Source organism: Janthinobacterium sp. JC611 (assembly GCF_018682595.1).
GTDB lineage: Bacteria > Pseudomonadota > Gammaproteobacteria > Burkholderiales > Burkholderiaceae_D > Janthinobacterium.
The window spans coordinates 244,700-256,762 of sequence record NZ_JAFLJN010000081.1 but is presented as its reverse complement, the minus strand read 5'-3'; the positions used below and the strand labels follow the sequence as shown (position 1 = coordinate 256,762).

Here is a 12,063-nt window from a genome sequence, read left to right as displayed (position 1 = left end):
TTATTTTCCGCCGGCGCCAGTGACGACCTGGCCGACTTTCTGCACATCGCGGCCAATGCCGGACACGGTGTTGCAGCCAGACAGGATGACGGTGGCGATGAGGAGGGCGAAGAGTTTTTTCATGATGAGTTCTTGATAGTAAATAAGGGACCGGGAACGCTAGTGTAAACCAGTCGCGCCGGTCCCTGCCGTCATCGCAATCCCCGCACGTCGACAAAGTGGCCGGCGATGCCCGCCGCCGCCGCCATCGCGGGCGACACCAGGTGGGTACGCCCGCCCTGCCCTTGCCGGCCTTCGAAGTTGCGGTTCGAGGTCGAGGCGCAGCGTTCGCCCGGCTCCAGGCGGTCCGCATTCATGGCCAGGCACATGGAGCAGCCCGGCTCGCGCCACTCGAAGCCCGCATCCTTGAAGATGCGGTCGAGTCCCTCGCGCTCGGCCTGATCCTTGACCAGGCCGGAACCGGGCACCACCAGCGCCAGGGTGACGTTCGAGGCGCGGTACTTGCCGCGCACCACGGCGGCCGCCGCGCGCAAATCCTCGATGCGCGAGTTGGTGCAGGAACCGATGAAGACCTTGTCGATGCGGATGTCTTCGATGGCGGTGTTGGGCTTGAGGTTCATGTAGACGAGCGCCTTTTCCATCGCATCGCGCTTGACGCTGTCCTTCTCCTGGTCAGGATCGGGCACGCGGCCATCGACGCCGATCACCATCTCGGGCGAGGTGCCCCAGGTCACTTGCGGCACGATGTCTTGCGCGTTGAGCGTGACGACGAGGTCGAAGCGGGCGCCCGGGTCCGAATGCAGGGTGCGCCAATAGGCGACGGCGCGCTCCCAGTGCGGACCGGCCGGCGAAAACGGGCGGCCCTTGACGTAATTGATGGTGGTGTCGTCGACGCCGATGATGCCGGCGCGCGCGCCCGCCTCGATGGCCATGTTGCACACCGTCATGCGGCCTTCCATCGACAGGGCGCGGATGGCCGAGCCGCCGAACTCGATGCAGTAGCCCGTGCCGCCGGCCGTGCCGATCTTGCCGATGATGGCCAGCACGATATCTTTCGCCGTCACGCCGGCCGGCAAGGCGCCGTCGACTTGCACCAGCATGGATTTGGATTTCTTTTGCAGCAAAGTTTGCGTGGCCAGCACGTGCTCGACCTCGGACGTGCCGATGCCGTGCGCCAGCGCGCCGAAGGCGCCATGCGTCGACGTGTGCGAGTCGCCGCAGACGACCGTCATGCCGGGCAGGGTCGCGCCCTGTTCGGGGCCGATCACGTGCACGATGCCCTGGCGCTTGTCGTTCATGTTGAAATAGGTCAAGCCATAGTGCCTGGCGTTCTTGTCCAGGGTTTCCACCTGCAGGCGCGAGACCGGATCGGCAATGCCGTCGACCCGGCTGGTGGTCGGCACGTTATGGTCGGCCACGGCCAGGTTGGCGGAAATGCGCCACGGCTGGCGGCCCGCCACGCCGAGGCCATCGAAGGCTTGCGGGCTGGTGACTTCGTGCAGCAAGTGCCGGTCGATGTACAGAATTGTCGTGCCATCATCGTCGGCCCGAACAACGTGGGATTCCCAGAGTTTGTCGTAAAGCGTCTTCATCATGATTTATGCAGCGTTGCCACAGCCTGTTTAAGTGATCTGTCGAACTGATCGGAGGGATCGGCAATGATTATGCCATATATTGTGCAATGCAGAAGCAAAAGCCGCCCCAGCGGGGGATGGGCGATACAAAATTTGGCCTGCTTTGCGGATATGGCGAAAAAATTGCTGATACGAAAATCCGCCAAAATGCCGGCGGGGCGAATAAAAATCGAAAAAAGCCGAAAAAAAAGCCCGCTGCAGAAGTCTGCAGCGGGCTGGGTGTGAACTGGCCTGTGTTATCAAGCAGCCATGCGCACACTTCCCCTGCAACCGTCCATCAGGAAAGATAGGCCCACGACTAGAACCAGTTCGCCTTCGGCCGAGCGGGCGGTGCCGGTAATGCCTTCCACGGTGATGGCCGTCATCGGCTTGATCACCAGGTCGGCCGTGCCATCGACGGCTTCCACGGCGAGAATGTACGGCTGTGGCGCAGCGACAACAATGCCGACGCGCTCGCTGCATGATTCATAGCCCAGGGCGCCAGCCAGCGAACGCACGGGCAATGGACGGCCCTGGTCTTTCAACACAGGCGCGCCGCCCACTTCCATGAAGGTTTCCGGCAATTCGACGACGCGCTGCACCACCGCCATCGGCAGCGCCAGCGCGGCGCCCGAGGTCGACACGAGCATGGTCGGCACGATCGACAATTCGATCGGCAGGCGGATGGCGAACTTGGTACCCTTGCCCAGCATGGATTCGATGTGGATGGCGCCGCGGTTTTTCTCCACGGCCGTTTTCACCACGTCCATGCCCACGCCGCGCCCGGAGACGCTGGAAGCGACTTCCTTGGTCGAGAAACCCGGCAGGAACACCAGCTGGAAGCATTCGTCGTTGCTCAACTGCGCGTTTTCGCTGATCAAGCCTTTTTGCTGGGCCTTGCTGCGCAGGAAGACCGGATCCATGCCCTTGCCATCATCCTGCAGCACGATCATCACGCTATTGGCTTCCTGCCAGGCTTTCAGCGAAATATACGATTTGGCGGGCTTGCCTGCGGCCAGGCGCGCTTCCGGCGATTCGACGCCATGGTCGAGCGAGTTGCGCAGCATGTGCACGAGCGGATCGTACAGGCTGTCCACCACGACGCGGTCGACTTCCGTCTCCGCGCCTTCGATGGTCAGCTCGACATCCTTGCCCAGGTCTTTCGCCAGTTCGCGCACGAGGCGCGGGAATTTCTGGAACAGGCGGCCGACAGGCTGCATGCGCGTGGCCAGGGTGGCCCGCTGCAGTTCCGTCGAGTAACGCGAAGCGCGTTCCAGGGTTTCCGCCAGGGTTGCCATCAAGGTGGCGGCCTGGCCTTCGAATTTGAATTGCAGCAAGCGCTCGAGCAGCACGGCAGCCTGGTTGGCGGCCTGCACGGATTCGCCGGCCACTTCCAGCAGCGCGTCAAGCTTGACGGCGTCGACGCGGATGCTGTCTTCCTTGACGGGTGCGGCATGGCGCACTTCCGGCCGCTCTTCGCGGCGTTCCGCGCCATCCCAGGCCTTGGCGGCCGGCTTGGCGGCAGCGGCAGGCGCGGCAGGCGCGGCGGCCACGACGGCAGGCGCGGCGGCGGCGGCGGACAAGGGCGCGGCTGCGACGCGGCTGGCCTCGGGCACGACGGCGTTATACATGCCTTCCCAGTCCAGGCCATCGGCGCCGGCGGTGGCAACGGCGGCGGCAGGCGCCGCCACGGCAACTTCGGCCACCTCGGCAACGGCCACGGCCGCTTCCGCCACCACGGCGGCGGCCGGCGCGGGCGCATCCATGCCCTTGCCCTCGATGGCGTTCGTCAGGATGTGTTCCAGCTCTTCCGGCATGGCCGGCAAGCTTTCCGGCGCGGCGCCATTGGCCAGTTCCGTCAGCTGGTCGGCCACGAAACCGGACGCCTGCAGCGCCGCCTCGATGGCGATCGGCGTCACGGGCGCGGCGCCCGTGCGCAGGGCGTCGAACAGGTTTTCCGTCAGATGGCAGGCCGCCACCAGCGCGGGCAGGCCCATGAAGCCGGCGCCACCCTTGATGGTGTGGAAAGAACGAAACACGGCATTTAGTGTTTCCTTGTTGTCAGGATCACGCTCGAGGCGTAATAAGTGCTCTTCAACATTAACCGCAAGATCCATCGCCTCAACGACGAAATCCTTGAGCATATCGTCCATTAGAATCCCAAATCCGCAAGAAGGTCGTCTACATTATCCTGGTCCAGCGCCACCGACGGCACGGACGGGCCCTGCATCAGCGGCACCGGCTTTTGCGCCAGTTTTTCGCGCACTTCGGCCGGCGCGTTGTCGCGCAGCAGTTGGGCCAGCTCGTTTTCCACCGTCTTGGTGATGTTGACCACTTTTTTGATCAGCTGGCCCGTGATGTCCTGGAAGTCCTGCGCCATCATGATTTCCAGCAAGCGCGCTTTCTCCGCCTCCGTCGCTTCGGCAACGGCTTGCGCGAACTGGCGCGAATCGCCGGCCAGGGCCTTGAATTCTTCCAGGCTCAGCTTGCCGTCGAACAGGTCCGTCCAGCGGACGTCCATGTCCTTGGCCTTCTTCGACAGCACGTCTTGCGCCGGCATGCCTTCGTCGAGCGTATTGAGAACCTTGTTGGCGGCCTGTTCCGTCAGGGTGGCGACATATTCCAGGCGATCCTGGGCGTCGACGATCTGCGACGACGCTTCCGTCAAGGCCTTGTCGTAGCCCAGTTCGCGCAGCGAATCGTGCAGCAGGCGCACGATGCCGCCCAGGCGTTCGAACATCGGCTTGTCGGACTGGTCGACAGGGTCGGCTGCTTCGCCAGGCGCGTCGGCGGCAGGCGGCGCCTGCGGCGCGGCGGGCTCGACAGCCACCGGCGGCGCCACGGCGGCCGGCACGGCGGCGCTGGCCGACACGGAGTCGAACAGCGCGTCAAAATCGTCATCCGCGATCACGGCGGGAGCGGGCGCGGCGGCCGGCGCCGGCGTGGCTACGGCCGCGCTTTGCGCGGATACTTCATCGAATAATGCATCGAAATCATCAGCGGCGTTGGTCATATCCCTGCTTCTCCATAATTTGTCAAAATTCCGCCTGAACTGTGCGTTTTACAGACTGATACCCACAATTTCTCGATTAAGATGATTTGAGGCAATACCGCTGCGATGGTGCGAGTGTAGCAGGGCGCCGCCCTGTTGGTAAATCTCAAAACGCGCTTCCTGGTGCAAAGCAGGCCCACCAGAGCTTTTCCACCAGGAAATAAGTGTTCCTGCTGTTGTATTTTGAAATACTACCATTGGCGTGCGTGCAAGACCACGCGGCGCACGAGAAATCCCGCACCCGGGCGCCTGCGCAACAGCACCGCAAGGACGTCATTGCAGCTAAAACACGATCTTTCTGCCAATGTTGTCTATACTGAAGGTGCAATAGTATTGATAATTATCAAGTCTTTACATGAATACAATGCTGCCGCCACGACTACAATAAGAGGCGTTGCGCGCGCTGAGTCACTGCCAAAGGACCTGCCATGTATAAGAAAATTCTGATCGCCACGGACGGCTCCACCGTCTCCAACTTGACAGCCTGTGCCGGCGTTGCCTTTGCCGAACAGATGCACGCCGACATCCTTGCCGTGTACGTGGCGCCCGAGTACCAGTACCCGGTCTACATCGAAATCATTCCGCCAAGCTATCCCAGCGAAGAGGAATACCGCATCGCCATGCGCAAGGCGGGCGCCGACCACTGGCAGCCCATCCTCGACGCGGCCGCCAAGCGGGGCCTGCAAGCGACGGGCTTGACGGCCTTTTCCGACAGCCCCGCCCTGAAAATCGTGGAAGTGGCGCAATTGCAGCAATGCGACCTGATTTTCATGGGTTCGCACGGCCGCAGCGGCTGGGGTCAGTTGCTGCTGGGCAGCGTGACCAACAAGGTGCTGTCGCACTCCAAATTGCCCGTGCTCGTGCATAGGCTGATCAAGGAACCTCCAGCAAAATAGGAGGTCACATGGCCACGGGGCCGCCATTGCTGGCGCATCAAAAAAAGGCATAGTGCGGCCGCTTCGGTTAAAATGACAACGTTTCTCGTTTCTTAACATTTGATTGTCCGGTCACGGACTGCCCAGATTGCCTGCCTATGATACGTATTGTGATTGCCGACGACCACACCATCATGCGCGAAGGATTGAAGCGCATCCTTGACGGCGCGCCGGATATCGACATCGTGGGTGAAGCCATCGACGGTTTTGAAGTACTCAACCATGTGCGTCAGGGCGGCTTCGACCTGCTGCTGCTCGACCTGTCCATGCCGGGCCGCAGCGGCGTTGACCTGATCCGGCAAATCCGCAGCGAGGCGCCCAAGCTGTCCATCCTGATCCTCACCATGCACGAGGAAGAGCAATATGCGGTGCGCGCCATCCGCGCCGGCGCGCAAGGCTATCTGACCAAGGAAAGCGCGGGCACCCAGCTCGTGGGCGCCATCCACAAGGTGGCGTCGGGACGTCCCTACATCAGCGCCGAGGTGGCCGAGCAACTCGTGCTCAACATCATGATGCCGAACGAAAGCTTGCTGCATAAACAGTTGTCAGACCGTGAATTCGAAGTCTTTTCCCTGCTGGTGGCAGGCAAGTCGATCACGGAAATTGCCAACAATCTGCACCTGAGCGTCAAAACGGTGAGTACGCACAAGACGCGCATCATGCAAAAGATGGGCATGAGCTCCTTGTCGGAAATGGTCCAGTATGCCGTGGCGCACCGCCTGCTCTCCCCCTTCAAGACCTAAATACGGCGGCGCGCGCCCGCGCGTCGACTGTAGGAACAATCCTACTTCATCCACCACAGCTCCTACTGCCATATTCAGCCACTGCTGATATTAATTGCATACGGTTGTTGGCATACTGAAACCAGTAATCAAGTTGCTGGGAAGTTATTTCATCACACAGCAAGTCGTCAGCGAATTGAGCTTTACCTGCCTGGACGCGCGCCGCCCCTTACCCGCCCGCCGCCCTGCGCACCCCGTCATTCAACTCTGCACTACCTGTCACCAGGAGATGAACATGCTGTCCACGCAAACGCCTGAAACCCGCGCCGCCTCTCCATCGCTGGCCCCCTCCTCTCCGATGGAAGCGGGGCGCCAGCGCCAGGGCCGGCTATGGTCGAACCTGAAAGAGGTGTGCGACCTGCTGCATATCTCCAGTGCCTGCACCATCGCGGCCGACGAACTGCTGTTCCAGCACGTGCAATTCAAGACGGGCCAGCGCGTGCACACCATCGGCCAACCGTTCGACACCCTGTACATCGTCAATTCGGGCTTCCTGAAAACCGTGCTCATCGATGAATTCGGCAATGAGCAGGTACTCAGCTTTCCCATGAAGGGCGACATGCTGGGCGTCGACGGCATCCACTCGCGCCATTACTCCTCGGAAGCGGTGGCCCTGTCCGACTGCGACCTGATCCTGTTGCCGTTCAAGAAGCTCACGGCGCTGGGACGTGTTCACCTGGAACTGGAAAATGTCATGTATGGCGTGATGAGCCGCGAACTGGTGCGCGAGCAAGCGATGATCGGCATGCTGGGCGCCTTGAGCGCCGAGGCCCGCGTGGCACGCTTCCTCGTCTCGCTGGCGGACCGCTTCGCGCAGATGGGCTACTCGAGCAAGCTGTTCAACCTGCGCATGACGCGCCACGAAATCGGCAGCTATCTGGGCCTGACCCTGGAAACGGTCAGCCGCACCTTGTCCGCCTTCAATGAAATCGGCCTGATCACGGTCGACCAGCGCACCATCGGCATCAAGGACCCGGACGCCCTGAAAACCCTGCGCCGCCTGCCGCCGTCGCGCTCACGCGCCAAGCAACTGGCCGCCGCCAAACTCAAGGCCGATACCACCGCGGCCGCCAACGCCTCGGCGCAATTGCTGGCCACCATCTAGCCATCCCGATTTCCTCAAGCTTGGCACAGGCTTGACCCGGCCAAGGCGCACTGCCTTGCCGGGTCTTTTTTGCTACCGCTCCCCTTCCGCGCCATGCCGGCGGCCGCCTTTGCCCCGCCCCTCCACCATGCTGCCGCGCCAGCGTAAAAAAAGCGCGGATGGCGTACAAATAAGCCTTGCTTTTCGGGCCACATTCAACAATAATGCAAATACGAATCATTCTCAACTGAGATAAAGAAAGCCCAACATGCAAAGCTCAAAACCAGCCTTGATCCAGGATGCCGCCAGCGCCCACGTCCGTCCTCCCGTCAGCATGACCCAGCCGGCGCGCCGCATCACCAGCGAAGCGCTGCTGCAGCAGGGCCGCGAAGTGGAGATCGAGCACAGCGGCAAGATCTATCGCCTGCGCGTCACCCAATTGAACAAGCTGATCCTGACTGCCTGAAGCAGCACGGCAGCCAGTCACCGCACTCGCCAGCCAGTCGCGCCCCGTGCGCGCAGCCAGCCAAACCACCGCACAGGAGTGTTTGATGGCGAACGACCAACCTTCCCCGATGTTTCCATCCCCGCAAGGCCAACAGCCTGAATTGCTGCTGTCGGCCGTGCTGCACCTGATGTCGCACTACCATGCGGGCAGTCCCTGCGAGAAGCTGGCAGGTGTCATCGAACGCCATCTGCAAGTGCTGTCGAGTTCGCCCGGCCTGGGCCCCGTGCTGCAAACGACCTGCCAGCAACTGTCGCAGCAGTGGGCCGCGCTGGTGGCGCTGCACCGGCCCGCACCGCCCAGGACCACCTGGCTTGAACGCCTGGCGCGGCTGCTGAGCGCCAAGCGCCCCGCCTCGCCCCTGCCGCAATAACTGCCCTTCAACACCCCACCGCCCAACAGGATATCGCCATGTGTGACAAAGACCAGTCCCTGCCCGTCATCAGCCATTGTTCCAGGGACGGGGCCGAAACGGCCGCGCTCGCTTCGCGCCGCCGCCGGCTGTGGGAACTGTCGCATACCTGCCATTGTCCGCTGGTCGGCGTGGGCTTGCCATTAGGCTACCTGCGCAAGCTGGTGGGCAAGATGACGGGCGGGCGCGTGCTGGCCGATGACTATGAAGTGCATGTGGGCGCCGTGACGGAATGCGGCGCGCGCAACCGCCTGTCCGAAGCGCTGCAAAAGGAACTCGAACGCCGCTACGCCCCCGTGATCCTGCGCTTTCGCGGCGCCAAGACCACGCAGCAGGTAGCGCAACTGTGGCGCACGGCCGTCGCCAACGGCGACGTGTCGGGCGCTTTCTGGGCTGGCCTGACGCACCCGCGCTGCGACGCCGAACTGGAAGAGCAGATGTGCAGAGACTTGCACATGATCCAGCACCAGGCGGGCGCTTGCGTGCGCGCCGACATGGGTAAATTTACGGCCGTGCAGGAAGAAAATGCGCGCCTGGCGCAGGAACTGGCCAAGCTGCAACAGCGCAGCCAGGCCGCACTGATGGAAAAGACGGGCGAGCTGGAACGCCAGGAAGCGGTGCTGCTGCGCACGCGTGCCGAGGCGATCGGCAAGGATAGCGTGATCGACGGCTTGCGCGCGGAGCTGGCGCAGCTGCAGGCAGCCATCCCGGCGCTGGAATCGCGCACGCGCCTGGTCGAGCGCCTGGCGCAAATGGATGCGCGCGAAAAGGAATTGCGCCAGCAAATCGCGGAATTGAAGCAAGCCCAGCCACGTCCAGGCGCCGTCGCGCCGCCACCGGCGCCGAAGCTGGAAGTGCCGACGGGCGGCAAACTGACAATGCCGATCCGCCTCGTCGATCAAAGCGTGCTGTGCGTGGGCGGACGCAGCGGCAATGTCGCCACCTACCGCGCCCTGATCGAACGGGTCGGCGCGCAATTCGCCCACCACGACGGCGGCCTGGAAGACAATGCCAACCTGCTCGATGCCAGCCTGGCGGCGGCCGACCTGGTGATTTGCCAGACGGGCTGCATCAGCCACAGCGCCTACTGGCGCGTGAAGGATTACTGCAAGCGCACGGGCAAGCGCTGCGTCTTCATCGACAACCCCAGCATCTCCAGCCTGGCACGGGGCTTGCAGGAAGTGAGCGGCGCGATGGAAGCGACGCCGCTGGCCGCGATCCAGCCGTAATCAGCCCCTTCTGTATTAATACACGTCGCGCCGGTAGCGCCCTTCGGCCGCCAGCGCATCGAGCGCGGGCCGGCCCAGCATCTCTTGCAGCGCCTGGTCGACGCCGCCCGCCATGCCTGCCAGACTGCCGCAGACGTAGATGGCCGCGCCCTGTTGCAACCACAGTTTCACCTCGTCGGCATTGCCGCGCAGGCGGTCCTGCACGTACAGCCGCTCGGCCTGGTCGCGCGAAAACGCCAGATCCAGGCGCGGCAAGTCGCCGCTGGCGTGCCACCGTTCAATTTCTTCCCGATAATGGAAATCGTGGTCAAGGTTGCGCTCGCCAAAGATCAGCCAATTGCGCCGCTGCCCCGCCAGCACCCGGCTTTTCAAATGGCCGCGCAAGCCGGCGATGCCGCTGCCGTTGCCGATCAAAATCAAAGGCCGTTGGGCATTGTCTTCCAGGCGGAAACGCCGATGCTGGCGCAAGCGCAGCTGCACCACGTCGCCCACGGACGCCTGCGCCGTCAGCCAGCCCGAAGCGAGGCCCAGGCTGCCGTCCGGATGCGCATGCTGGCGCACCAGCAGGTGCACGCCGCCATCATGCGGGATCGAGGCGATCGAGTATTCGCGCGGTTGTGCAGGATCAAGCGGCGCGGCCACCTGCACCAGGTCGCCCGATTGCCATTCCGGCAGGCTGCCGGCCACGGGCGCCAGTTCCACGTGATAGATGGCGCCGCCGGCGCTGCCGGGATTGAGCAGCTGCCGCCGCGTCAATCGCCAGTCGCCAAAGGCGGGGGCGCTCCAGTCCGGCGCGTCGCTGGTGCCGGCCAAATGGCTCAGGTGCTGGAACCATTGCTCGATGGCGGCGCTGGCGCTGCGGTCGACCTCGATGCGTTCGAACAGGCGCGAGGCGCCCTGCTCCGCCAGCCAGGCGTCCAGCGCGCGGCCAAAGCCGCAAAACTGGCCATAGCCGCGGTCGCCCAGGGCCAGCACGGCGTAGTGCAAGTGCGGCAACGCCAGCTCGCCCGTCATCAAGCGCCCCATGAAGGCGGCCGCATTGTCGGGCGCGTCGCCCTCGCCATAGGTGCTGACCAGGAACAAGGCCCGTTCCGCTTGCCGCAGATCCTTGGCCGTGAGGTCGGCCAGCGCGCACAGGCGCACGGGGATGCCGGCCAGCTGCAGGCTCCGCGCCGTTTGCGTGGCCAGTTCCTCGGCATTGCCCGTCTGGCTCGCATACGCCACCAGCCAGGGACGGCTGTCGGCCAGGGCCGCCTTGGCGGCGGCGCACGCGCGGCGCCTGGCGCGCGCGCGCAGCCAGGGCGCCAGGCACACGCCCGCATAACTGAGGGACAGGGCGGCCAGCAAGGCCAGCCGCGTCGTATCGTGCGTAAAAATCATGGAATCAATCGTTCATTCGTCGAGCATGGCCAGCAGCTGGCTGCTCAGCGTTTCATGGTAGCCGTCGCCATCGCGCCGCAGGAAGCGCGCGGCCAGGCCCTGCTCTTCGGCCAGCGCCATGCCCGCTTCCGGACCCAGCACCGTCAGGGCCGTCGACCAGGCGTCGGCCACCATGCATTGCTCGTGCACGACGGTGACGGAAGCGAGTTGATTGGCGATCGGCATGCCGCTGCGCGGATCGATGGTATGCGAGAAACGCACAGCGCCGTCCTCGAAGAAACGGCGGTAGTCGCCCGACGTCGCCACGGACAAGCCGTGCAGCGCCAGCAGCATTTCCGCCGGATGCTGCGCATTATCGGCGGCGCCATCGACCTGTTCCAGCATCACCCACCACGGCTGGCCGTCAGGCTTGCTGCCGGCGCCGCGCAGCTCGCCGCCCACTTCCACCAGGTAATGGTGAATGCCCTGGCTGTCCAGGTAGCGGGCCAGGCGGTCCACGCCATAGCCTTTGGCGACGGCGGACAAATCCAGTTGCAAGCCACCGGGCTGGCGCGCGCGGCGGGCCGGCAAGTCCAGTTCCAGGCGGCGGCGCTGGCGCTGTGCCAGCAGCAACGCCACGGTATCGTCTTTCGGCGGCAGGAAGCCCGGCTCATCGTAACGGCAGCGGGGGCCGAAGCCCCACAGATTGACGAGCGCGCCCGCGCTGGGGTCGTAGGCGCCGCCGGACGCTTGCGCCACGTGCATGGCGAAGCCCAGCACCTCGCAAAAGGCGGCGGGCAGGCTGTGCCAGCTGCCGGGCTCGGCCCGGTTGAAGCGCCCCAGGTCCGAGTCCTCGTCCCAATGGCTCATTTGCGCCACGACCAGGTCCAGCTGCTGCTGCAAGCCTTGCTGCAAGTCGGCGCTGCCCGCGCGTCCCGGCATGGCGGACTCCAGCAGGCGCACCGACCAGCTGGTGCCCATCGTCAGGCCGCGCACATCCCGGATCGCGGCGCCGGGCGGCGCGACCTGATCGGAAATATGCTGCGGCAGCAGGACCCGGCGCATCGATGCTCTCGTTCGCGAAGCTGCCGC

12 protein-coding genes are annotated in these 12,063 nt (G+C 63.9%); 6 read left to right on the top strand and 6 right to left on the bottom strand.

Annotated features, from left to right (window positions below; genetic code table 11):
* The 4 genes from J0O65_RS26560 to J0O65_RS26545 all read right to left on the bottom strand — a co-directional run bounded on the left by J0O65_RS26560 (nt 1) and on the right by J0O65_RS26545 (nt 4,626).
* On the bottom strand, nt 1–123 hold the full coding sequence (locus J0O65_RS26560) for an entericidin A/B family lipoprotein (protein ID WP_010400408.1): 123 nt from the start codon (nt 121–123) through the stop codon (nt 1–3).
* 68 nt (nt 124–191) lie between these two features.
* The gene (gene leuC, locus J0O65_RS26555) at nt 192–1,595 is read right to left on the bottom strand and encodes a 3-isopropylmalate dehydratase large subunit (RefSeq protein WP_215410110.1); all 1,404 of its coding nucleotides are present in this window, start codon (nt 1,593–1,595) and stop codon (nt 192–194) included.
* A 278-nt stretch (nt 1,596–1,873) separates the two neighbouring features.
* Nucleotides 1,874–3,766 carry a chemotaxis protein CheA gene (locus J0O65_RS26550; protein WP_215410109.1) on the bottom strand — a complete coding sequence of 631 codons (1,893 nt, stop codon included), beginning with the start codon at nt 3,764–3,766 and terminating at the stop codon, nt 1,874–1,876.
* Nucleotides 3,766–4,626: a protein phosphatase CheZ gene (locus tag J0O65_RS26545; RefSeq protein ID WP_215410108.1), complete on the bottom strand. Its 861-nt coding sequence runs from the start codon at nt 4,624–4,626 to the stop codon at nt 3,766–3,768. Before J0O65_RS26545 ends, J0O65_RS26550 begins: the two co-directional genes overlap by 1 nt.
* Before the next feature lie 467 nt (nt 4,627–5,093).
* Here J0O65_RS26545 and J0O65_RS26540 point away from each other — a divergent pair, with 467 nt between their 5' ends.
* From J0O65_RS26540 to J0O65_RS26515, 6 genes are all read left to right on the top strand, one after another.
* Nucleotides 5,094–5,561 (top strand): universal stress protein, encoded by a 468-nt coding sequence (locus J0O65_RS26540; protein WP_070260284.1) that lies wholly within the window; start codon nt 5,094–5,096, stop codon nt 5,559–5,561.
* 137 nt (nt 5,562–5,698) lie between these two features.
* Nucleotides 5,699–6,343, top strand: a complete 645-nt coding sequence (locus J0O65_RS26535; protein WP_034783426.1) for a response regulator — start codon at nt 5,699–5,701, stop codon at nt 6,341–6,343.
* A gap of 337 nt (nt 6,344–6,680) precedes the next feature.
* Nucleotides 6,681–7,487, top strand: a complete 807-nt coding sequence (locus tag J0O65_RS26530; RefSeq protein ID WP_077409233.1) for a Crp/Fnr family transcriptional regulator — start codon at nt 6,681–6,683, stop codon at nt 7,485–7,487.
* Nucleotides 7,488–7,734: 247 nt separating this feature from the next.
* Nucleotides 7,735–7,932: a hemin uptake protein HemP gene (hemP, locus tag J0O65_RS26525; RefSeq protein ID WP_133989939.1), complete on the top strand. Its 198-nt coding sequence runs from the start codon at nt 7,735–7,737 to the stop codon at nt 7,930–7,932.
* 85 nt (nt 7,933–8,017) lie between these two features.
* On the top strand, nt 8,018–8,344 hold the full coding sequence (locus J0O65_RS26520) for a hypothetical protein (RefSeq protein ID WP_215410107.1): 327 nt from the start codon (nt 8,018–8,020) through the stop codon (nt 8,342–8,344).
* A gap of 38 nt (nt 8,345–8,382) precedes the next feature.
* Nucleotides 8,383–9,612, top strand: a complete 1,230-nt coding sequence (locus tag J0O65_RS26515; RefSeq protein WP_215410106.1) for a DUF2325 domain-containing protein — start codon at nt 8,383–8,385, stop codon at nt 9,610–9,612.
* 15 nt (nt 9,613–9,627) lie between these two features.
* Here J0O65_RS26515 and J0O65_RS26510 read toward each other — a convergent pair whose 3' ends face one another.
* Nucleotides 9,628–10,992, bottom strand: coding sequence for a sulfite reductase subunit alpha (locus J0O65_RS26510; protein ID WP_215410105.1), 1,365 nt, complete (start codon nt 10,990–10,992; stop codon nt 9,628–9,630).
* A gap of 12 nt (nt 10,993–11,004) precedes the next feature.
* The gene (locus tag J0O65_RS26505; protein WP_215410104.1) at nt 11,005–12,036 is read right to left on the bottom strand and encodes an FAD:protein FMN transferase; all 1,032 of its coding nucleotides are present in this window, start codon (nt 12,034–12,036) and stop codon (nt 11,005–11,007) included.
* Nucleotides 12,037–12,063 lie beyond the last annotated feature (27 nt).

Bases quoted from the DNA above. Each gene is read 5' to 3' on its own strand.
- J0O65_RS26535 (WP_034783426.1), top strand. From the start codon at position 5,699: ATGATACGTATTGTGATTGCCGACGACCACACCATCATGCGCGAAGGA.
- J0O65_RS26550 (WP_215410109.1), bottom strand. From the start codon at position 3,766: ATGGACGATATGCTCAAGGATTTCGTCGTTGAGGCGATGGATCTTGCG.
- J0O65_RS26515 (WP_215410106.1), top strand. From the start codon at position 8,383: ATGTGTGACAAAGACCAGTCCCTGCCCGTCATCAGCCATTGTTCCAGG.
- J0O65_RS26560 (WP_010400408.1), bottom strand. From the start codon at position 123: ATGAAAAAACTCTTCGCCCTCCTCATCGCCACCGTCATCCTGTCTGGC.
- J0O65_RS26545 (WP_215410108.1), bottom strand. From the start codon at position 4,626: ATGACCAACGCCGCTGATGATTTCGATGCATTATTCGATGAAGTATCC.
- leuC (WP_215410110.1), bottom strand. From the start codon at position 1,595: ATGATGAAGACGCTTTACGACAAACTCTGGGAATCCCACGTTGTTCGG.
- J0O65_RS26520 (WP_215410107.1), top strand. From the start codon at position 8,018: ATGGCGAACGACCAACCTTCCCCGATGTTTCCATCCCCGCAAGGCCAA.
- J0O65_RS26510 (WP_215410105.1), bottom strand. From the start codon at position 10,992: ATGATTTTTACGCACGATACGACGCGGCTGGCCTTGCTGGCCGCCCTG.
- hemP (WP_133989939.1), top strand. From the start codon at position 7,735: ATGCAAAGCTCAAAACCAGCCTTGATCCAGGATGCCGCCAGCGCCCAC.
- J0O65_RS26530 (WP_077409233.1), top strand. From the start codon at position 6,681: ATGGAAGCGGGGCGCCAGCGCCAGGGCCGGCTATGGTCGAACCTGAAA.
- J0O65_RS26505 (WP_215410104.1), bottom strand. From the start codon at position 12,036: ATGCGCCGGGTCCTGCTGCCGCAGCATATTTCCGATCAGGTCGCGCCG.
- J0O65_RS26540 (WP_070260284.1), top strand. From the start codon at position 5,094: ATGTATAAGAAAATTCTGATCGCCACGGACGGCTCCACCGTCTCCAAC.